This window comes from Pseudomonas sp. M20 (genome assembly GCF_045037865.1).
In the GTDB taxonomy this organism is placed as follows: Bacteria; Pseudomonadota; Gammaproteobacteria; order Pseudomonadales; family Pseudomonadaceae; genus Aquipseudomonas.
The window spans coordinates 2,816,621-2,837,256 of record NZ_CP173611.1; the positions used below are offsets into that span (position 1 = coordinate 2,816,621).

Here is a 20,636-nt window from a genome sequence, read left to right on the forward strand (position 1 = left end):
TTCAAGGAGCGCAGCATTGACGTTACGCAAGGACGTGTCATTTGCCTATCAGGATGTCTACCACTACCTCGTCGGATTGATAGAGGCCTCAAGTGGCACGACTGAACAGAAACTGCCGTCCTTGCGACAACTGGCCCTGCGCCTTGGCGTTTCGGTGTCGACGACCAAATACGCCTATGCACTGCTTGAGGACGAAGGCAGAATCCAGGCCAAAGCCAGGTTCGGTTATTTCACCCGGGCAACACCGGCGGCGCGTGTGACAGGCAGCGCAGACAGCCTGCTGGACAACGTCTTCGCCAGTGCCCGTCAGCCGGCCATGCTGGCCCTGAGCAGCGATGCCCCGGCGATGCTGTTGTCGCTTCAAGGTCCGCTGTTGACGATCGAGCGCGAACTGACCCGCCAATACCCGCACTCGCACGCACCGCTTTATCAGCCCCTAGGTGAACCCGAATTGCGCGCGGCCCTGGCTGAACGCTATACGCGCTCCACTCACGACCACTGGCAGGCCGAGCAGGTGTATATCGGCGCGGACCTGCGCAGCGTGTTGGAGTTATCGCTCAGCGCCTTGAACCTCGGCGGCAGCGTAGCGCTGGTGGAATCGCCTTGCTCATGGGCGATTCTGCGCCAATTGCAGGCTGCCAACATCCGCGTCATCGAGATGCCCCTCGGCGAAGACGGCCGCTTCAACTTGCCTGCGTTCAACGAACTGCTCACGCGCGAACCGGTGCGCCTGGCGGTGCTGTCCTCCACGGTGAATATTCCCCAAGGCCAGTTGATGCCAGCACAGGATAAACAGCAGATCTGTCACTGGCTGGCCGAGCGCGATGTCTGGCTGTTCGAAAACGATGCCTGGGGCGAGTTGTGTTTCTCCGATTCACCCGCGCGCTATCGCGATTTTGCCAACCCGGACAAGCTGCTGGTGTTCTCGACGTTCGACAAGATCATTGGCGGCGAAGCGCCGTACGGCTACGTGCTGTGTCGCCAGCAGACCGCGCAATTTCATCGACTGTTTATGCAGCGCGGATTTCGTCTCTCGCCGATGCGGCAGAAAGCGATTGCCAGACTCTACAACTCCAGGCGCATTGACCAGCACCTGACTATGCTGCGCGCACTGTTGGTCAAGCGCATGCAACAGCTGCAGACCTTGCTGGAAAAGCACGGTAACGGCCAGTGGCAAGTAGTCGTCCCGCAAGGCGGTGCGAGCTTCTGGCTCAAGGCTGTGCGGCCGATCGACATGCAACGGGTGTTCGAGCGCCTGCTGGCCGAGCGGATCGTCATCGCCCCCGGCGAAATCTTCAGCCAGCAAGGCGCCTGGAAGCAGCACCTGCGCCTGAGCTACACCCTCGACTGGGAAAAGGACATCGGCCACGCGGTGAAACAACTGGCGCAAGCTATCGGCGCAGAACATCCGGCGTAATCAGAGTCCATAACAATGCCGCGCTTCCGGAAACCGCCCATGGCGCACATCCTCAGCAAACTGCGCGCAGGCCTCACTGATCACTGCGCCGACATCGGCGTAGCGTTTGACGAAACGCGGCAGATGCTCACCGCCCAGGCCGAGCACATCTTCGGTGACCAGCACCTGCCCGTCGCAGGCCGGTGAGGCGCCAATGCCGATGGTGGGCATTTTCGACTCCAGGGTAATCTGCCGCGCCACGCCCTCGGCCACACCTTCGAGCAACAAAGCGAAAGCGCCTGCCTCTAGATTGGCCCGGGCATCTTCGGCAATCACTGCACCCGTTTCAGCCGTCAGGCCCTGAACCTTGAAACCACCCATGACATTGACGAACTGCGGCATCAACCCGACATGGGCCATGACCGGAATCCCGCGCGCCACGAGAAACTCGACCGTCGGCGCCAAGGTCTTGTTGGCCTCCAGCTTCACCGCATCACAACCTGTCCGCGCCAGCACCTGAGCGCAATTGCGAAAGGCCTGTTCATTGGATTCCTGATAACTGCCAAAGGGCATGTCGGCCACCACACAGGCTTGGCGCGTGCTATCGACCACTGCCCGCGTGTGGCCGATGATTTCTTCGAGCTGCATGCTCAGCGTCGAGGGGCGGCCATAACCGACCATGGCCGTGGAATCGCCGACCAGAATGAAGTCGACGATCGGGTCGATCAGTTTGGCGATACTGCTGGAGTACGCCGTCAGCGAGACGATTTTCTGTTGGCCTTTCATCGCGACCAGTTGCGGCACGGTCAGGCGTTTGGTGCGGGTATGCAGGCTCATGGGCGACTCCTTGAGGCAGCTGTCCGTAAACGATAGATGTCGTCAGAATCAACGCGGAAAACTTCCATACAGTGCTCATTCCAAAAGGTTTCGAGCGCTCGATTATTCGCCTGACGTAAAAACATTCAATGCACAGATTTGCCTGAAAAAGCGACCCAGGTGCACCCTGCTTCGTTGAAGTGCCCGCAGGATCCGGGATGTTTTATTTCGCCGTTTACCGCAGGATGCGAAGCTAATGAACTCACCCAAGGAACAATTTTTCTCATGGAAGAAGTCATCAGCTACCGCACAGCCACTGTCGCCGATGCTCTGGCGATGTGCGAACTGGGCCAATTGCTCAATTCGGTTCACCACGCCGCCCGCCCAGATATCTACGCCGCCGCGACCGAAGATTTTGTCCGCGACTTGCCGCACTGGTCTGGTGTTTTCGAGAAGCCCGGTCAGATCGTCTTCATTGCCAGCGCCGGTGACCGTCCCGTCGCGTTCATTACGGCCAACCTGTCCGCCAGTTCCGGGCCGTTGATGCAACCGCAGAATGTTGTTCGCATCGGTTCGGTGTGTGTCGCCGAGCCGTTCTGGGGCAAAGGCATTGGCCGCGCGCTGATTCAACGGATCAAGGACTGGGCCATCGAGCAGAATGCACAGGACTTGCGCCTGACGGTCTGGCCATTCAACGAGCGCGCGGTGCGCATGTATGCCGAGTTCGGCTTCGAGACCCGCGCCTTTGAGATGGGCGTGCGTTTGTCAGGAGCGCCCAGGTCCGATCATCAATAACCCCGGCGAAATATCCGCATGCCCCCTATCGAACGGTCCTATCCTGCCGACAACATCCTGTGTGGACGGCGAGAGGTTTCAACGATGCAAGTCCGTCCCGTATAAAGCTACTTTCAATGACGATTCAAGAGGCTGCACCCATGAGCAATGCCTGGAACGAAGGTTATTTCACCGACGAAGGCTACACCTACAGCTATAGCCGGGAAATCAATCCGGTTTTCCAGCGTTACTGCCTGTTGTTGCGCGGCTTTGCCGGTCTGGACAATCCCGACGGCTATCACTGCGAACTCGGTTTTGGTCAGGGTGTGTCGATCAATATCCACGCCACCGCCAACCCGGCAGGCTTCGTCGGTACCGACTTCCACCCCGGTCAGGCGGCCCATGCCATTGAACTCGCAGCGCTCGGCAACAACGGTGCGCGGCTGTATGACGACAGCTTCGAGCAACTGTTGGCGCGTCATGATCTGCCGCAGTTCGACAGCATCAGCCTGCATGGCATCTGGACCTGGGTCAGCCGTGACAACCAGAAGCTGATTGTCGAATTCGCCCGCCGCCACCTCAAACCGGGTGGTCATCTGTACGTCAGCTACAACGCCTTCCCGGGCTGGTCGCCTGCAGCGCCGTTGCGCCAGTTGTTCAGCCTGCACGACCGTTTTGCCAATCACTCGACGCGGGCGGATCAGCGCATCGATGCCGCGTTGCAGTTTTCCGAAGCGCTGCTGGCGGCCAACCCCAAGTACGCCATTGCTGCGCCAAGCCTGGGCGCGCGCCTGCAGACCATCAAAGGTCAGGATCGCCAATACGTCGCCCACGAATATTTCAATCGCGACTGGAACTGCATGTATTTCGCCGACATGGTCGATGCGCTGGCCCCGGCCAAGCTCGATTACGTTACGACGGCGGTGCCGCTGGATTCGGTCGACGTACTCAACCTGAGCGCCGAAGGCCTGGCCTTTCTCGACGGGATCGAACACCCGGTGATGCGCGAGCAGGCGCGTGACTACTTCGTCAACCAGGCTTTCCGTCGCGACCTGTACGTGCGCGGTGCCAACCGACTCAGCGCGACCGAGCGCCGGTCGCGCATGCTCAGTACGCGTTTTGTCCTGATGCAACCGACAGAAAACGTAGCGTCCAGCGTCACCGGCCCGGCTGGCGAAGCATCACTGCAAGCGGAAATTTATGGCCCGGTCCTCGATGCACTCGCCGGCCAGACGTATGAAGCCAAAACGATGCAGCAGTTGCTCGATGCGGTGTCACCAATGGCCTATGACGATCTCGAACAGGCCATCGCCATCCTGGTCAGTATGGGCGCGGTAGCCCCGTGCCAGAGCGAAGCCGCCGAGGCGCTGGTGTACGAACGCTGCGCCGCGTTCAACCTGCAATTGTGCAAGCGCGCGCTGCTCAACGCCGACATTCAGGTGCTGAGCAGCCCGGTTACCGGTGGCGGCGTTACCGTCAGTCGTTTCCAGCAACTGTTCCTGATTGCGATCCGTCAGGGCAAGCAGCACCCGGCGGAGTGGGCGCAACTGGCGTGGAGCGTCATCGCCGAACAAAACGAAGTGTTGGTCAAGGACGGCAAAGCGTTGACCACCGCCGAAGCCAACATCGCCGCGCTGACCGAACAGGCCCAGGCATTTGCCGAGCAATCACTGATCGTGCTGAGCGCGTTGAGAATCGTCTGATCGCCCTGTTGGCGCGCAGCGGTGCAGACTGGAGTCTGCTGCCACTCGCGCCATCAGCACACACCACTGCAAGTTTTCAAAAAGCCCACGGCGGCGCGGGCGCGAACTTCTCTTCGAGCCATTGCTTGAACGCGACGACCACCGCCGTTGGAAACCGCGCCGATGGTCTGACCAGATAAACGCCTCCAGCGCTGTCGAGTTGCCAGTCAGGCAGGACATGAATCAGCTTTCCGGCGGCGATATCGCGGCTCATCAACCAGTCTCCCGCGCCCAGAATGCCGGCATCCGCTCGGGCAGCGGCAAGCAGCGACTCGCTGTCACTGGCGGTCAGGTTGCCTTTGACGCTGACGGTTTGCAGTTCATGACCACGATGAAGGCGCCACAGCGGAAAAGAGGCCAACCCACTGAAGCGCAGGCAGTTGTGCTGAAGTAAATCCTCAGGTGTTGCGGGCACGTCATGCGCCTGGAGATAGGCTGGCGAGGCGCATAGAATCCGCCGGTGGTCGCAAAGCTTCGTCGCGATCAACCGATTATCCTCCAGCTCGCCAATACGAATGGCGGCGTCAAAACCCTGCTCGATGATGTCGACCAGCCCCTCGCTGTAGTCGGCAATAATCGAGACCTGCGGATGCGCCTTGAGAAACTCCGGCAACATCGGCCCCAGCCAGAGGCGGCCCATGGCAGCCGGCAATGCGAGGCGCAACGTGCCGCGAATTTCGCCGGCACCCTGCGCCGCTTGCTGCTGCGCGTCGTTCATCAGCTCAACGGCGGAGCGCAGGCGCTGTTCGAGTTGGGCGCCGGCCTCGGTGATGCGCACCCGGCGGGTCGAGCGCTCGACAAGGCGAACACCCAGGCGTTGCTCCATGGCGGCAAGGCGCTTGGAGATGATCGTCGGATGGCGTTGCAGCAGCCGCCCCGCCGCGACAAAGGAACCCTGCGAGGCGACGGCGAGGAAGGCAGCGATTTCGTCGCCGTGCTGATTGCTCAAAACATCGAGATTCATGGTTTTAGAATGATCGCCCCTGAAGATCGGCCCGATTCCAGGTCGGCATGGGCCAACGCGGCATCGGCCAATGGATAGCTTGCCCAGATATGCGGTTGGATAATACCGGCTGCGACAGCGGCCAGAACATCTTGCGCGCGCGCCTGATACTCAGCGACCGTTGCCGTGTGCGCGGCCAGTGAGGGACGCGTCAAAAACAGCGAGCCCTTGCTGTTGAGTGTCGCCAGTTCCACCGCTGCCGGCGCACCGGATGAGGCGCCGAACGACACCATCAAACCACGTGGACGCAGGCTGTCCAGTGACGCCTGAAAAGACAACCGCCCGATCGGGTCATACACCACATCGACCTTCTGTCCATCGGTGAGTCGCGCGACGTCCGCTGCCAGGGTCTCGGCGTCGAACACCAGCACCTCATCACAACCCGACGCCCGAGCTTTTTCGACACTGGCCTGCTTCGACACGACACCGATCACCGTCGCTCCCAGATGCTTGGCCCATGACGCCATGATCGCCCCCAACCCCCCCGCCACCCCGTAAAGCAGAAGGGTGGTACCCGGCCCTACGGGATAAGTGGATTTCAACAGGTACTGCGCGGTGATGCCCTTGAACATGACTGCGGCTGCCTCATCGCATGACAAGGAGTCAGGAATTCTGACCAGGCGCTCAGCGGGGAAGAGCCGCGCCGAGGCGTAAGCCCCCAATGGCCCGGTGGCGTAGGCGACACGATCCCCGACGCTGATGTTGCTCACACCTGCACCAATCGCAGCCACACGTCCCGCGCCCTCCAGTCCAAGGCCGGAAGGCAGAGGAACCGCGACCGCGCCCTTGCGTTGGGTCACGTCGAGAAAGTTGACACCTACCGCTTCCTGCTCAAGCCAGACTTCACCGGGCCCTGGTGCCTGCCAATCGGTTATCTGCATTTGCAGTACGTCTTGATTGCCAAACTGCTCAAGCCGGATCACGGAAACCATGGTTATCTCTCCTTTCTGGAAGTTGCTTCAACGTCAGTGGTTCCAGTCTGATAACCGATGAGTCGACGAACAAGACCCTCAACATGCAGATCATTGCTGCGTATTTTGCAGCAATTCAATCGCACATCAATAACAGCTGACGGCGACCGTGGCTCAGCGCTACGGCTTAATCAAATGCGCCGTTGAGCACCTCATAAATCAGCCCGGTTGCCAGCGCGACCAGGATCAGATCCGTGCCCACCTGCTGCCATTCGTAGCCATCGTAATGCGGCAGGTGCCCTACCAGGCGTCCATCGAGCTTTTTCGCGATCCCGGGCGGCAGCGGTTTGCCGCGTGCAAGGTTCTTTTGGATGCCCGGCGGCAGCGCGGGGCCCGGGCTCCAGTAGTCGCGGTAGCCGCCAACAATTCCGAGCACATTGCCGCGATCGATGCTTGGGCCATGACTCCAGTCACCCCCAGCGTTGTTGCCCTTGTTGCCATTACCTTTCTGGTTACCGTGGCCCTGCATGTTCTGCGGATTACCCTTGCCATTGCCCTGCCCCTTTCCGTTGCCGGGATCGGCCAATGCCATCGCCGAGCTGAAAACCAGCGCCAGCGAAGAAACCGTTGCAATCAACCTGCGTGACTTGATCATGCGGCGCGCCTTCATGGTGGGTTGCTCCTGTGTCATCTTGACGTTACACATCAGCTTAGTTTATTCCGGCTGACCGTTCGTCGATGACAGCCCGGCCCATCGACACCGCCCGACAGGAGCTATTTCATGGATTTGAAGTTCAGCCACATCGACGTACTGGTCAAAGACCTTGAACAAGCTTGTGCCTATTACGCGCAGATACTGCAGGCGCGGATCTCCACAACGCAGATATGGAATCGCGGGGGCCTGCACGTACGCTATGCCGTCGCGTTGATCGGTCAGGAACGCTTCATGCTGGTCCAGCCGCTGGCGGGCAATCTCAAGGATCTGTTGGATACGGTTGGCGAAGGCATGATTTACCGCCATTGCTACACGACCCCTGATATCGAATTGGCCTACGACGAACTGCTCGCCAGCGGGGTTCAGCCGGAGGACGAAAACGGCCAGCCGCTGACTCGCGAGAACCTGCAATCGCCGTCCGGAACGCGCATCATCTGGCTGCCGAAACGCTTCGGACATTTCTCGATCGAGATTCTTGAAGAGCAGGCGCTGGGGGCGTTTATCGAGGCAGCGTTCGCTTCTGAATGAAACTCCGCCAGCCCTGATCGATACGTCTACGCTCTCTCCATTCCCCCTACGCCCGGAGACTTCGTCATGACTCGTCCGCTACTGGCCGCCCTCGCCCTTACTGCCCTGAGTTTCCAGGCTTATGCCGACGTCGTCCCCTTCCCGCCGACCTTCCACACTCAGGACATCAAGGTCGAAGGCGCGACAATGCATGTGCGGGTCGGTGGCAAGGGTCCGGCCGTGGTGCTGTTGCATGGCTTCGGTGATACCGGCGACATGTGGGCGCCGCTGGCGGCGGATCTGGCCCGCGATCACACCGTGGTGGTGCCGGATCTGCGCGGCATGGGTTTGTCTTCGATTCCGGCGGACGGCTACGACAAGAAGACCCAGGCCGGCGACATTCGTCAGGTGTTGAGCGCGCTGAAGATCGAGCACTCGGTGGTCATCGGGCATGACATCGGCACCATGGTCGCGTTCGCCTATGCCGCGCGCTATCCCGAACTGACCGAGCGCCTGGTGGTGATGGACGCGCCCGTGCCCGGTATCACACCGTGGAACGATATCGTTCGTTCGCCGATGCTCTGGCACTTCGACTTTGGCGGTGCGGACATGGAGCGTCTGGTGGCTGGACGCGAGCGCATCTACCTCGACCGCTTCTGGAACGAGTTCGCCGGCACCCCGGCCAAAGTCGATGAGGGCACCCGCCAGCACTACGCCAGGCTTTACGCCCGCCCTGGCGCCATGCACGCCGCGTTCGCGCAGTTTCGCAGCATTCGTCAGGACGCCCTCGACAACGCCCCCGTCCTGCACAAACACTTGAGCATGCCAGTGCTGGCCGTGGGCGGTGAAAAGTCCTTCGGCAACAATGAAGCGATCGTCATGCGCAATGCTGCGGACAACGTCACCGAGGTGGTGATTCCGGCGGCAGGACATTGGTTGATGGAAGAAGCCCCGGCGCCGACCATCAAGGCTGTGCGCGACTTTATCGCGATGTGAAGAATTGGCATTGCCTTGGACGGAAGCTTACGTCAGGATTCGCGCCTTTTTGAGGGCAAAGTGCATATCTTGTGGATCGCCCCTTGATGCATACGTTTACGCCCTTCGCTAGTCGCTATTCAAACTTGTAGGCCGGACAGAAAACATGAATCGTCAAAAGAAACTCAAGCAGTTATTCAAGGAAAAGGCCAAAAAGGCCAGCGCCAAACTCGCGCCGAAAAAGCCCAAGTACATCAGCAAGGCTGACCGGGCGAAACTGGAAGCTGAAGCCGCAGAGCCAGTCGAAACCAGCGAAAGCTGAAATCCCTCTCGCCTGGCGAAAATCCTCTGCATTCTCCAACGGTCTGTCCAAGGCACAATGGGTCGCATCAACTACTGAACGGTCAATGGCGCACACGAAGGCGAAGAAACATTGCGTGCAGGTTCCCTGATCCCAAGGCGATTGCCAGTAACACCAGCAAAATCAAAAACCAATCGCCCGGAGTTGGGAATTGGCCGAATATCGCCATCGAGCTGAAGATCCCGAACACAGGGATCAACAGCGACAACGGCGCCACTCGCGACATCGGGTATTCGCGCAACAGCAGGTTCCATCCCCAGTAACTGAAGTGCGTCGCGGCGTAGACCTGAAACGCGAGTGAAAACACGGTTATCGCATTGAGCTGCGACGGCAATGCCGTGAACGGTGCCGAGCCATGCAGCAGCCACGTCAGCAGCATGAGCGGGATCGGAGGAAACAAGCTCGCCCACACCACGAATGCGAAAATCTCCCGCACCTTCGAGACTTTGATCACGACGTTGCCAATGCTCCACGCCACGGCGCTGCCAATGACCAACGCCAAACCCGCCGTTGATGCGTCGCCGGGGCGACTCAGTACGATGCCTATCAGGCCGGCGGCGGCCAGCAGAGTGCCAAGCCATTGCAGCCGTCCCAGGCGCTCGCCGAAGAAGACCACGCCCCAGCCCAAGGTGAAAAATGCACTGAACTGGATCAGCAACGATGCCGTTCCGGGGGGCACGCCCCACGCAATACCAAGGTTGATCAACGCCCACATCGCCACACCGAAAATCAATCCGTAAGCAGCCAGCCAGTGGAACGCTACGCGTGGACGCTCGACGAAAAACACCCAGGGCAATGCAGCCAACGTGAAACGCAGCGCGGTCAGCAACAGCGGGTCGATAGCGGCCAGTCCGAGTTTGGTCACGGGGAAATTCAATCCCCAGACAGCCGTCACCAGAACGGCGAGTACAAGATGCTTCTTTTGCATGGTCAATCTTTCCCGGCGCCGAGCGGAAGTACTCGGGCGCGGAGAAATATGCCGGCAATCGACATGGCCTGCTTTCAGTCACAGGCCAACTTTCATTAGAATCGGGCCATGCGAGAAATCTCCAGCCATCCCTATCAGAACACCCCGCGCGATGCCGTCGTGACTGCCATTGACTACGCGGACGGCACGCTGTTCCCGCTGCACGATCATCAGCGCGGCCAATTTGCCTACGCGGCCAGCGGCGTCATCACCGTTTTTACCGATGACGGCAACTGGGTCGTGCCGCCGCAACGCGGTATCTGGGTACCCGCGCAACTGCCGCACTCCATGCAAATGCGCGGGACTGTCGCGCTGCACAACACCTATATCCGCAAACAAGCGGCGCAGCGCCTCGGACTGCCGGGGCACTGTCAGGTACTGGACGTGTCGCCGTTGTTGCGCCATTTGCTGTTGAAAGCCATCGATGTACCCGCGCGCTATTCCACTCAAGGGCATGACGGCCATTTGATGGGCTTGCTGCTGCATGAAATCGCCAGCATGCCGGCGCTTTCGCTCAATGCGCCGTTACCGGCAGAACCTAGACTGGCAATGGTGTGCCGCGCGTTTCTGCAACAGCCTTCGCTGGAGGTCGGTATCGACGACATGGCGCAACGTGCTGGCATGAGTCGACGCACCTTCACCCGACACTTTCGACTGCACACCGGGATCAGCTACATCGAATGGCGGCAGCAAGCCTGTCTGCTGGCGGCGATTGTCATGCTGGGCAAAGGTCAGTCGGTCACAGAGGTCGCGATGGACTTGGGCTACAGCAGTTCCAGTGCGTTTGCGACGGTGTTCAAGCAAGTGTTGGGGGAAGTGCCGAGTCGGTACTTTTAGAGGCTGTCGCTTTTACACGTCAGCCACGCCTCCCAGAACAGGCAGCTGAAAAACCGCGGCGCCTCGCCAAACCCCGCCTCAGGCCGGTCGCGTACCTAGACTGGCCGCCACGCGAGGAAAAATTCATTCGCTTCATGCCCTGCATTCCTTGCGGGAATGAGGGCGTGTGAACCGTGTGTTGTTAAAGCTGAGCGAGCAATGCCTGCAGCCCGCTGTGCCCCTCAACGATCAGGCTTTGGATCAGTGCCTGATAGTGCTCAGCGGTATTCAGTTCTTGAGGATCGAAACTTGCCGACCAACTGATGAGCGTTTTGTTCTGTCCCGTTAAAGCGACCAACTTCACGCTGGCCACGTAGTTGTCCAGCGGTAAAGGTGCCTCTTCAAAGCGATAGGACAGCGATAATGCTGAGTCATCAAGCGCCAACAAGCGTTCTCTGACAACCGCGCCATCGGTCAGCGTGAGGGTGCGAATGCAACCCACCCTCTGCGCCGCCCCGCCTTCGATCTGGCTGCTCACGATCGAAGGATGCCAGTTCTGAATCTGGCCAAACTGCTTCAACACACTCCAGACCTGTTGTGCATCGCCGTCCACGACAGCGTCAAACTCAACCATCGGCATGACAAAAATCCTCTTATGTTGATCCCCGGCAGCGAGATGCCGGGAGCGGTCGGTATTCAGACCTCGAACTGGTGATACACCTTGGCGATGACCTTCCAGGCTCCGTCGATTTTGATCAGGGTCAGGTAGTCGTTGTAGTCGGCGCCAATTGCATCCGTTTCCATGTCCACACGCACCACCGCAGTGGTCGGGGTGATCGCCAGCACGTCGAGTCGCGTGCTGATTTCGGGGGCTGCGCCGTTCTTCTCGACAAAATCAAACAGGTTCTTGATCGGGCCGCCGAGCAGTTCGCCGTTGGTGAAACCGTACATCACTGCCTCTTTATGGAAGGCTTGAGCGACGCCTTGCGCGCTGCCAATGCGAAGGCCTTCGACGTATTGATTGGCGGTCGCGATGACAGCGTTGTATTCAGCCGTCGGCACGGCTTTGATGTTCTTGGACATGGTTGTTTCCTATCGTTGGGGGTGAGTGACAAAGGCTGCCAGGAACCAGGATTGGCACCCGGCAGCAGGAACAGCCGACGGTTACCAGTCCTGGCGCGTCGGCGAAATGATCAGGTCGTTGACGGTGACGTTTTCCGGCTGATTGAGCGCGTAGATCACGGCACGCGCGATATCGTCAGGTGCGATGGCGATGCGGTTCAGTTCCTGGGCAGCCTTGCGCCCTTGTGGATCACTGACCTTGTCCGCCCAGCCGGTATTGATGACACCGGGGCTGACCGTGTTGACGCGGATGCCGTGCTGCACACCCAGCTCTTTGCGCATGGACTCCGTCATGGCTTGCACGAAAAATTTGGTGGCGCTGTAAACACCCGCCGCCGGCCCGACCTGATGGCCGGCCACCGAGTCCATGTTGAGGATCTGCCCGGACTTGTGCTCCAGCATCATTGGCAGCACGGCTGCTGTGGCATTGAGATAGCCCTTGATGTTCACGTCGATCATCTTGTCCCAATCCGCCACGGCCAGATCGACCCAGTTGGAGAACAGCATCAGCCCGGCGTTGTTCACCAGAATGTCGACAGCGCCATAGGTGTCCTGCGCGAATCTGGCGAGCGCCCGGGTTTGATCCAGCCGGGTCACATCCGTGGTAAATGCAGCCACGTCATGACCGGCCTCACGCAACTCGGCAACGAAAGCCTGCAGACCCGTTTCGTCCAGAGCAGCGGCAACCACGCGAACCCCTTGTGCCGCCAGCGCGCGCGTCGTGGCCGCCCCGATACCGGAAGATGCGCCGGTGACGATGGCGACTTTGTTGTGTAGATAATTCATGTTCCGTTCCTCTTTACAATGAATGCGATTGCGTCAGGGCAGTCATTCAGGCGTTAGCGGTGGGCCAATCGATGTAGCCTTTGGCGCCCCCGCCGTAGTAACTCTCACGCGGCGCACTGGTCAGTTCGAGACCGTGCCGCAGACGTTCCACCAGATCGGGGTTGCCAATAAACAGGCGACCAAACGCCACCGCGTCGATACGCCCCTGCGCCCGACGCTCAAGCGCCATCGCCAGGTCATAGTTGTTGTTGCCAATGAACGCGCCTTCGAACTGCGCACTCAGCGCGTCCAGGTCCACGCCCGCCGGCACGGTTCGAGATGTGGCGGTGGCGCCTTCGACGAAATGCAGGTAGGCCAGATTGAATCGATTGAGTTGCTGGATCAGGTAGCCGTATGTCGCCATGACATTGCTGTCGGGCGGCGTATTGCCGGCATCGGGGGTTACGGGTGAAAGGCGGATACCGACGCGGTCGCTGCCCCAGATGGACACCACCGCTTCGGTGACTTCCAGCGTCAGCCGCGCACGGTTTTCGATGGTGCCGCCGTATCGGTCCGTGCGCTGATTGGTCGAATCGCGCAGAAACTGGTCGAGCAGATAACTGTTGGCCGAATGCACTTCCACGCCATCGAAACCGGCGCGCTTGGCGTTCTCAGCAGCCAGTTTGTACTGCTCGATGATTCCCGGAATTTCCGAGGTCTCAAGCGCACGCGGCATCGACACTTCGACAAAACCTTTCTCGGTGTACGTGCTGCCCTCAGCCTTGATCGCCGAAGGTGCCACAGGCGATTCGCCATTGGGCTGCAACTCGACACTGGAGAAACGCCCGACATGCCACAACTGGCTGACGATTTTTCCGCCGGCCGCGTGTACGGCATCGGTGACTTTCTTCCACCCGGCGACCTGCGCTTGCGACCAGATTCCCGGGGTCATCGCATAGCCACGGCCCTGAGCGGAAATGTTCGTCGCTTCGGCGATGATCAAGCCTGCACTGGCGCGTTGGGCGTAATACGTCGCGTGCATTTCATTCGGCACACCGTCATCAGCCATCCGGCTGCGCGTGACGGGCGCCATGACAATTCGATTGGCCAATTGCAGCGCACCCATGGCCATGGGCGAAAAAAGGTCGGTATCCACAGCGTTATCAATCATAAACCCTCCAACTCAATAGACCGGTCGTCTAGTAACCAGACCGAAAAAAAACGCCCCTTTGTCAGCGAGCGTGCACTCGTCATCAGTGCGGTTTAACAAGCAGATATCCGTCGTGCCGAGGTGCGACTAAAGACTCACACTTCGGCCGCAGGACGAACGCGTGCAGGTTCAAGCGTTGCTCTTTCCCACTTGGCAATCACCAGCGGTGCAATGGCATTGCCCAATACATTCAGCGTGGTCGTACCGCTGTCGATGATCCTGAAAATACCCGCGATCAATGCCACACCCTCCAGGGGCAAACCGGCTGAAGCCAACGTTGCGGAGAGAATGATGATGGCAAACCCGGGCACACCTGCCGCGCCTTTCGATGTCAGTACCATCGTCACCACCAGCAGGATCTGCTGCGACAGCGACAGGTCGATGCCATAGAGTTGCGCGACGAAGATCGTCGCGACGCCAAGGAAAATCGAAGCGCCGTCCAGATTGAATGCATAACCCACCGGCACCACGAAACTGACGATCCGACGCGGTACACCGTAGCTCTCCAACCGGGTCATCAACTGCGGCATGACGGCGGCGGATGCGGCACTTGAAAACGCCAGAATCAATTCACTGCGGAAGTAGCGAATCAATTTGAAAATGTTCTCGCCAATCAAGTAGCAAATTCCGCCGAGTATCACCAAGGCGAAAACCACCAGCGCCAGGTAAACCACGCCGATCAACTTGAGCAACGGCAACAGCGAGGCAAACCCAAACGTCGCGACAGTCGCGCCGATCATGCCGAAGACACCTATCGGTGCGTAGGCCATGACGATTGAGACAACCTTGAACATCGCATCGGAAATGCTCTGAACCAGCGCAATGGCCGGTGCACTTTTTTCTCTCGGCAGCGCGTTCAGGGCGAGGCCGAACAGCACGGCGAAGAACAGCACCGAGAGCAATTTCGCTTCCGACATCGCCACCAGAACATTGTCCGGCACGATGTTCTGCAGGATCACCAGCGCACCTTTTGACGGCTCCATGTTGATCGACGCCGTGCCGTGGGACAGGCCGGAAATATCGGTGCCGGTACCCGGCTCGAAGATATTTGCGAAACACAGGCCGACCACAATCGCCAGCGCGGTTATCGCAAAGAAATACCCCAGCGACTTGATGCCCATGCGGCCAAACGACTTGTTATCGCCACCGCCGGCAATGCCCAGGATCATGCAGCAGAACACAATCGGTACCACCACCATCTTCATCATCTTGATAAAGATGTCGCCCAGAGGCTTCAAGATCTCCGCACTCACCCATGTTTGATACTGCGGATGGGTGTTGAAATACCAACCGACGAGCACGCCAAGCAACAGCCCGGCAACGATTTGCCACACCAGGGGAATACGTTTCATGTCTAGCCTTTTTGTTGGAATGAAAGGTCTGCGCTAAGGGCAGTTGCTAGAGTCATGAGCTTCCAGCTCACTTGAGACCGAATGGCACAACCGGGTTGTGCCATGCCGCCTGTCATTTGGCGAAGAGCTGGCTCATATCCTTGAAAGCCTTGAATTCCAGAGCGTTGCCGCACGGATCAAAGAGAAACATGGTGGCTTGCTCGCCGACCTGCCCCTGAAAGCGAATGTACGGTTCGATCACAAACTCGGTGCCAAAGGACTTCAGGCGTTCGGCCAATGCTTCCCACTGTTGCCATCCCAGAATGATGCCGAAGTGCGGAACCGGAACGTCGTGACCGTCGACCGGGTTGCTGTGAACACTTTCCTGGGACGCGGTTTTCGGGTGTTCGTGGATGACCAGTTGGTGGCCATAAAAATCGAAGTCGACCCACTGAGTACTGGAGCGCCCTTCTGCAAGACCAAAGACTTCACCGTAAAAGGTGCGCGCTGCAGCCAGATCGTAAACGGGGATAGCGAGGTGAAAAGGCGAGAGGCTCATCAGAACTCCGATCATATTGTTGTGGGTTGGCGAACATTCCTGCCGTCATCGGCGCCTTAGGATTCAGCCGCTGCCGGGGAATGGGAAACATCCTAGGACGGAAAACCAAACATAAAAATCAATATATATTTCTTAGAAACACAATTAATATTTGTGAATGATCAAAGAACTGAAGACACTCATCACCGTCGCGCGCGAAGGTACTTTCGCTGCTGCAGGCAACAAAATCGGCCTCACGCAGGCCGCCGTCAGCGCACAGATCCAGCGCCTGGAAGCTGAACTCGGCTTCGAGCTTTTCGACAGGAAGGGGCGCTCGGCACACCTCAACAAAATGGGCCAGCAGATCCTCCTGCAGGCGCAAGAACTGCTCAGGCTCTACGACAGCCTCGGTTCGACAACGATGGGACTGCCGCCCAACGTGCTGGTCAACATTGGCGCGATTGCTTCAGTGCAGCGCTCTTACTTGCCGGACGCGTTGGCTAAGTTTCACCAGCACTGCCCGCAGTGCCGATCCCGCGTGGTGCCTGGGTTGTCGATGGAACTGGTCAACCTGGTGGATGTTGGCGAGATCGACATGGCCGTGATCATCCGCCCACCCTTTTCACTGCAAAGCGACCTGCGCTGGACGACGCTGGCACTGGAGCCTTACCGGTTGATCGTGCCGCGTGATATGCCGGGAGATGACTGGACCCAGTTGCTTTCCAGCCAGCCGTTCATTCGATATGACCGATCTTCCTTTGGCGGCAGGCAGGTCGACCGCTTTTTGCGGCAGATGCATTTCACACTGCGAGAGGTCTGCGAGCTGGATGAGCTGGAGGCGATTATCAGACTCGTCGAAAACGGTGTCGGAGTGGCACTGGTGCCGCAGACCGCGCCCGACTTTGCATGGCCTGCCGGTGTCCGGGTGCTGAACTTGGGGCAACACACTTTCCACCGCGATATCGGCCTGGTGCACCGGTCGCGGCAGACCTTCACCGAGCCGGTGCGGATGCTGGCTGAACTGATCAGTGCTCAGGTGAAGATCGGTTATGCGTAAGCCTGATTTACGCCTTGATGACTTCAGAAAGCCCAATCATTAACCGCGTCAATAACAGCCATTGATTCAATGAAGTTCTCTTATCAGGCTCACGGCGTAAGATCGGCTCCAGACCCAACCACTACCCCACGGAGCACACACTCATGAAACGCCAAGCCCTTCTCAGCATCGCTTTCTCACTGTTCGCCCTGAATGCTTTTGCCGCTGAACCTGCCACCCAGACTGATCCACTGTTCAGCGATGCAGTCGCCGCTGCGACCCAGACTGATCCGCTGTTCAGCGACGCAGTTGCCGCCGCCACTGAAACCGACCCGCTGTTCAGTGATGCCGTTGCCGAAGGTGGTTCGGACCGCTTGATTGAACGCCGCGCCGTCTGAATGCAGTGCTTCAGCGCCGTCACCGAAGAAAGGCCCGACCTTACCCGTCGGGCTTTTTTCGTCTGGACACTTGCTCACCTGCCCTGCTTTGCCGGAAAGTTTTCCTCCCTGATCGGCTCGATCACCTAACCTCATAGACTGTGTGATCCATTCGAGCCGCCTCACCCATGCGCAACACACTGAAGTCGTTGTTTTTTGTCGCGTTCATGCTGCTTGTTTGCGGCAGTCCGCCGCTGTGGGCAGCCGATTTGCCGGCGCCGGCCACCGCCGCCGCGCCGTTGCCGGTGATTTCACAAAGCGATCTGCAGGCGTTGCAACAACGCCTCGACGGCCTCAAGCAACAGATTTCCGCAGCGAACAATTACAACCAGCTCGAAGGCCCGCAGGATCGGGTGCAGGCGTTTATTCTGGATGTCGATCGGTTGTCGGCAGCGTTGTTGCCGCAGCAGGCGCAACTGGCCGTGCAGCTTGGGGTGCTGGGGGCTGCGCCGGATGCCGATCTGGCGGCCGAGCAGGCAGATATCGTCGCGCAACGGGCATCGCTGGCCGAGCAAAAGAGCAAGGTCGACGGCACGCTGAAGAGCCTGGCTGCGCTGAAGCAGAGCGCAGCGGACCTTATTACGCAGATCGCTGGCATCCGTCGCACACTGCTTGAAAGTGAGCTGACGCTGGGCACTGACAGCGTGCTGAGCCCGAGTTTCTGGTCGCCGCTGGTGAGTCCGAGTGACGACGACCGTCAGCGTTTACGCTTTTTCGTCACGCAGGTGCGCGATACATGGTCCACCGTGTGGGCGCCGGGCGAACGCGCCTACACCAGTGTACTGATGGCGTTGGCGCTGATCATCTGGACATTCGGCCGCAGACTGGCCGAACGCGGCCTGACCTGGGTGTGCATTTACCGCATGCCCGAGGGGCGTCTGCGCCGCAGTGCACTGGCGTTCGCCTCAGCGCTGGCGACCATCGCTACCACCGGCATTGCCTTGCAATTGTTGTTCTACGCCTGCACCCGCCACCAAAATTTGCCGCCGGTACTGGAAACATTCTCCGAAGAGTTCGAGAAGGTCGTCTATGCCTGCGTGCTGATCACCGGTTTGAGCCGCGCGTTGTTGTCGACCGAACATCCCTCGTGGCGCCTGCCGGCGATTGCCGATCAGGTGGCGCTGGCGCTCAGGCCCTACCCGCGCATCTTGTCCTGCACGTTATTGGTGCTGGTGACGCTGGTGCAGGTCAGCAACGCCACCGGCATGAGCAGCCAGATCGTGATTGCCGGGCGCGGGGTCATTTCGATCGTCGTGCTAGCGATCGTGACGGTCCTGCTGTTGCGCGTCGGCAAGGTGCGCAAGGCACTGGTCGCGGCCAATGATGCAGCGGCGGCCAACAGTACGTTTGCCGGGGTGATTTACACCATCGCGAGCATTTCGATGTTTGTCTCGGCGATTGCCCTGCTCACCGGTTACGTGTCGCTGGCGCGGTTCATCAGTTATGAGCTGGTGTGGGCGTACATAGTCTTGTCGGGGTTCTACTTGCTGATTCAATTGGTCAAGGACGCCTGCGAACACGTGTTTTCACCCAGACATGCGAGCGGCAAGGCACTTAAACAGTTGCTCGGCATTGGCGATCGCCGGCTTGATCAGATCGAGATTCTGCTGTCCGGTTTCAGCCGGGCCGCGCTGTTGTTGCTGGCGGTCATCGCCCTGTTTGTCGGCGGCATCGGCACCACGCTGGGACAACTGGCGAGCAACATCATGGCAATCCTCGGCGGCGCCGGGCTGCGCAAGCTGAACATCGTCCCCGGCCACCTGCTCAATGCCGTGCTGGCGCTGATGATCGGCATCTGGCTGATCCGCGCCCTGCGCCGTTGGCTCGACAACGAGTTCCTGCCCAAGACCGAGATGGACCCGGGCATGTGCGCCTCGCTGAGCACGCTGTTTTCCAACATCGGCTACGCCTTCGTGATTCTGCTGACGCTGTCGTCGCTGGGCGTGCAGTGGACCAATCTGGCGTGGATCGTCAGTGCGTTATCGGTGGGCATCGGTTTCGGCTTGCAGGAGATCGTGAAGAATTTTGTCTCGGGGCTGATTTTGCTGACTGAACGGCCGGTGAAAGTCGGCGACTTGATCAGCATCAGTGGCGTCGAAGGCGATATTCGCCGCATCAATGTGCGCGCCACGGAAATCCAGCTCAGCGACCGCTCGATTGTCATCGTGCCCAACTCGCAACTGATCTCGCAGAACCTGCGCAACGTGACATTGGGTGGCAGCGCGCAAGGCGTGGCGTCGCTGGAACTGGTGTTCCCGCTGGACATCGATCCCGAAGAGGTGAAAGACCTGTTGCTCAACACTTATCGGGAGAACGAAACCATCCTCGATAAACCGGCACCGTTCGTGCGCTTCAGCAAGTTGTCGCCGGACGGGATTACTTTGACGGTGACCGGTTATGTGGGCAGCCCGAGGATTGTCGGGGTGACCAAAAGTGATTTGTTGTTTGAAATTCTCAAGCGGCTGGGTGCGGCAGAGATTGCGTTGGCGAAACCGCCGGCGAGTGGGTAATGAATCGGTGAGGCTGTGGCATGGAATGTTTTCGGTGTTTGAAAAATCGCCTTCGCGAGCAGGCTCGCTCCCACAATTTTTGCGCGGTGAAGGGTTATTCCGGAAGCGCCTAAATGCCTGCTTTTTAGGTCTTTATTGGCGGTCAGACAGCAACCTTATACTCGAGCGGTTTACTCATCGTTCAATAAGGATGTTCCATGCCTCAACGTCTTTTACTGGCGGCTTTATTCCTCGCCGTAGCCGGTTGTGCCAGCCCTCCTCCTGCGTCCGTTCACACCCATGATCCCGCCAGTTCGACCCTGCAAGGTGATACTTCGCGGCCGGCGCAGGCGCAGTGGATTCGCACCGAGTTGTACTTCTCCGTGGGTTCGATTGATGGCAAGGAAGGTGCGGTCAGCCCGGCGCGCTGGCGCGAGTTTCTTGATCAGGAGGTTACGTCGCGGTTTCCTGATGGATTCAGTGTGCTTGATGCTTATGGGCAGTGGCGGGATAAGGGCGCGAAGGAGCCTGAGCGCTTGAGCACCAAGGTGATTGTGATTTTGCATGAAAATAGTGCGAAGAATGGGGCCAGCATCGAAGCGATTCGTTTGGCTTACAAGCGTATTACGGGGGACTTGTCGGTGCTGCGGTTGTCGCAGCCGGCGGAGGTGTCCTTTTAAGAGCCCCTAACCCTAGCCCTCTCCCAAAGGGAGAGGGGACCGATC

The 20,636-nt window shown here is 59.1% G+C and carries 22 protein-coding genes; 11 read left to right on the forward strand and 11 right to left on the reverse strand.

Annotated features, from left to right (window positions below; genetic code table 11):
• Positions 1–16 precede the first annotated feature (16 nt).
• Positions 17–1,417, forward strand: a complete 1,401-nt coding sequence (locus ACI514_RS12585) for a PLP-dependent aminotransferase family protein (protein WP_405123955.1) — start codon at positions 17–19, stop codon at positions 1,415–1,417.
• Here ACI514_RS12585 and panB read toward each other — a convergent pair whose 3' ends face one another.
• Positions 1,418–2,233 (reverse strand): 3-methyl-2-oxobutanoate hydroxymethyltransferase, encoded by an 816-nt coding sequence (gene panB, locus ACI514_RS12590; RefSeq protein ID WP_405123956.1) that lies wholly within the window; start codon positions 2,231–2,233, stop codon positions 1,418–1,420.
• A gap of 264 nt (positions 2,234–2,497) precedes the next feature.
• Here panB and ACI514_RS12595 point away from each other — a divergent pair, with 264 nt between their 5' ends.
• Together ACI514_RS12595 and ACI514_RS12600 are read left to right on the forward strand one after the other, a co-directional pair.
• A complete protein-coding gene (locus ACI514_RS12595) occupies positions 2,498–3,007 on the forward strand; it encodes a GNAT family N-acetyltransferase (protein WP_405123957.1) in 510 nt (169 codons plus the stop codon).
• A gap of 140 nt (positions 3,008–3,147) precedes the next feature.
• A complete protein-coding gene (locus tag ACI514_RS12600) occupies positions 3,148–4,689 on the forward strand; it encodes a class I SAM-dependent methyltransferase (RefSeq protein WP_160057570.1) in 1,542 nt (513 codons plus the stop codon).
• A 76-nt stretch (positions 4,690–4,765) separates the two neighbouring features.
• Here the strand turns inward: ACI514_RS12600 and ACI514_RS12605 are convergent, their stop codons facing one another.
• From ACI514_RS12605 to ACI514_RS12615, 3 genes are all read right to left on the reverse strand, one after another.
• Positions 4,766–5,692 (reverse strand): LysR family transcriptional regulator, encoded by a 927-nt coding sequence (locus ACI514_RS12605; protein ID WP_405123958.1) that lies wholly within the window; start codon positions 5,690–5,692, stop codon positions 4,766–4,768.
• The gene (locus ACI514_RS12610) at positions 5,689–6,663 is read right to left on the reverse strand and encodes a quinone oxidoreductase (RefSeq protein WP_160057568.1); all 975 of its coding nucleotides are present in this window, start codon (positions 6,661–6,663) and stop codon (positions 5,689–5,691) included. Before ACI514_RS12610 ends, ACI514_RS12605 begins: the two co-directional genes overlap by 4 nt.
• Before the next feature lie 166 nt (positions 6,664–6,829).
• Positions 6,830–7,297, reverse strand: a complete 468-nt coding sequence (locus ACI514_RS12615) for an anti-virulence regulator CigR family protein (RefSeq protein WP_174244505.1) — start codon at positions 7,295–7,297, stop codon at positions 6,830–6,832.
• A 126-nt stretch (positions 7,298–7,423) separates the two neighbouring features.
• On the opposite strand from ACI514_RS12615, the gene ACI514_RS12620 reads away from it, so the two are divergent.
• From ACI514_RS12620 to ACI514_RS12630, 3 genes are all read left to right on the forward strand, one after another.
• Positions 7,424–7,885, forward strand: a complete 462-nt coding sequence (locus ACI514_RS12620) for a VOC family protein (RefSeq protein ID WP_160057566.1) — start codon at positions 7,424–7,426, stop codon at positions 7,883–7,885.
• A gap of 66 nt (positions 7,886–7,951) precedes the next feature.
• Entirely contained in the window at positions 7,952–8,860 is a 909-nt protein-coding gene (locus ACI514_RS12625) for an alpha/beta fold hydrolase (protein ID WP_160057565.1), read from the forward strand.
• A 145-nt stretch (positions 8,861–9,005) separates the two neighbouring features.
• Positions 9,006–9,161 (forward strand): DUF2986 domain-containing protein, encoded by a 156-nt coding sequence (locus ACI514_RS12630; RefSeq protein ID WP_077572520.1) that lies wholly within the window; start codon positions 9,006–9,008, stop codon positions 9,159–9,161.
• 82 nt (positions 9,162–9,243) lie between these two features.
• Here the strand turns inward: ACI514_RS12630 and ACI514_RS12635 are convergent, their stop codons facing one another.
• On the reverse strand, positions 9,244–10,128 hold the full coding sequence (locus tag ACI514_RS12635; RefSeq protein WP_405123959.1) for an EamA family transporter: 885 nt from the start codon (positions 10,126–10,128) through the stop codon (positions 9,244–9,246).
• A gap of 108 nt (positions 10,129–10,236) precedes the next feature.
• Between ACI514_RS12635 and ACI514_RS12640 the strand changes: the two genes are divergently transcribed.
• Complete coding sequence (locus ACI514_RS12640) at positions 10,237–11,004, forward strand: AraC family transcriptional regulator (protein ID WP_405123960.1); 768 nt, start codon at positions 10,237–10,239, stop codon at positions 11,002–11,004.
• A gap of 181 nt (positions 11,005–11,185) precedes the next feature.
• On the opposite strand, the gene ACI514_RS12645 is transcribed toward ACI514_RS12640, so the two are convergent.
• The 6 genes from ACI514_RS12645 to ACI514_RS12670 form a co-directional block, all read right to left on the reverse strand.
• Positions 11,186–11,623 (reverse strand): SRPBCC family protein, encoded by a 438-nt coding sequence (locus tag ACI514_RS12645; protein ID WP_405123961.1) that lies wholly within the window; start codon positions 11,621–11,623, stop codon positions 11,186–11,188.
• Positions 11,624–11,679: 56 nt separating this feature from the next.
• On the reverse strand, positions 11,680–12,066 hold the full coding sequence (locus tag ACI514_RS12650; protein WP_160057561.1) for a nuclear transport factor 2 family protein: 387 nt from the start codon (positions 12,064–12,066) through the stop codon (positions 11,680–11,682).
• Positions 12,067–12,147: 81 nt separating this feature from the next.
• Complete coding sequence (locus ACI514_RS12655) at positions 12,148–12,891, reverse strand: SDR family oxidoreductase (protein WP_405123962.1); 744 nt, start codon at positions 12,889–12,891, stop codon at positions 12,148–12,150.
• Positions 12,892–12,937: 46 nt separating this feature from the next.
• Complete coding sequence (locus ACI514_RS12660; RefSeq protein WP_405123963.1) at positions 12,938–14,041, reverse strand: alkene reductase; 1,104 nt, start codon at positions 14,039–14,041, stop codon at positions 12,938–12,940.
• Between the two features lie 134 nt (positions 14,042–14,175).
• Entirely contained in the window at positions 14,176–15,432 is a 1,257-nt protein-coding gene (locus ACI514_RS12665; protein WP_160057558.1) for a cation:dicarboxylate symporter family transporter, read from the reverse strand.
• A 112-nt stretch (positions 15,433–15,544) separates the two neighbouring features.
• Entirely contained in the window at positions 15,545–15,970 is a 426-nt protein-coding gene (locus tag ACI514_RS12670; RefSeq protein WP_108225465.1) for a VOC family protein, read from the reverse strand.
• A 157-nt stretch (positions 15,971–16,127) separates the two neighbouring features.
• Here ACI514_RS12670 and ACI514_RS12675 point away from each other — a divergent pair, with 157 nt between their 5' ends.
• The 4 genes from ACI514_RS12675 (at position 16,128) to ACI514_RS12690 (ending at position 20,591) form a co-directional block, all read left to right on the forward strand.
• Positions 16,128–17,006: a LysR substrate-binding domain-containing protein gene (locus tag ACI514_RS12675; RefSeq protein WP_160057557.1), complete on the forward strand. Its 879-nt coding sequence runs from the start codon at positions 16,128–16,130 to the stop codon at positions 17,004–17,006.
• 143 nt (positions 17,007–17,149) lie between these two features.
• Positions 17,150–17,383, forward strand: a complete 234-nt coding sequence (locus tag ACI514_RS12680) for a hypothetical protein (RefSeq protein WP_160057556.1) — start codon at positions 17,150–17,152, stop codon at positions 17,381–17,383.
• A 167-nt stretch (positions 17,384–17,550) separates the two neighbouring features.
• Positions 17,551–19,932, forward strand: coding sequence for a DUF3772 domain-containing protein (locus tag ACI514_RS12685; protein WP_160057555.1), 2,382 nt, complete (start codon positions 17,551–17,553; stop codon positions 19,930–19,932).
• Between the two features lie 197 nt (positions 19,933–20,129).
• Positions 20,130–20,591: a DUF3574 domain-containing protein gene (locus tag ACI514_RS12690; RefSeq protein ID WP_405123964.1), complete on the forward strand. Its 462-nt coding sequence runs from the start codon at positions 20,130–20,132 to the stop codon at positions 20,589–20,591.
• Positions 20,592–20,636: the final 45 nt, after the last annotated feature.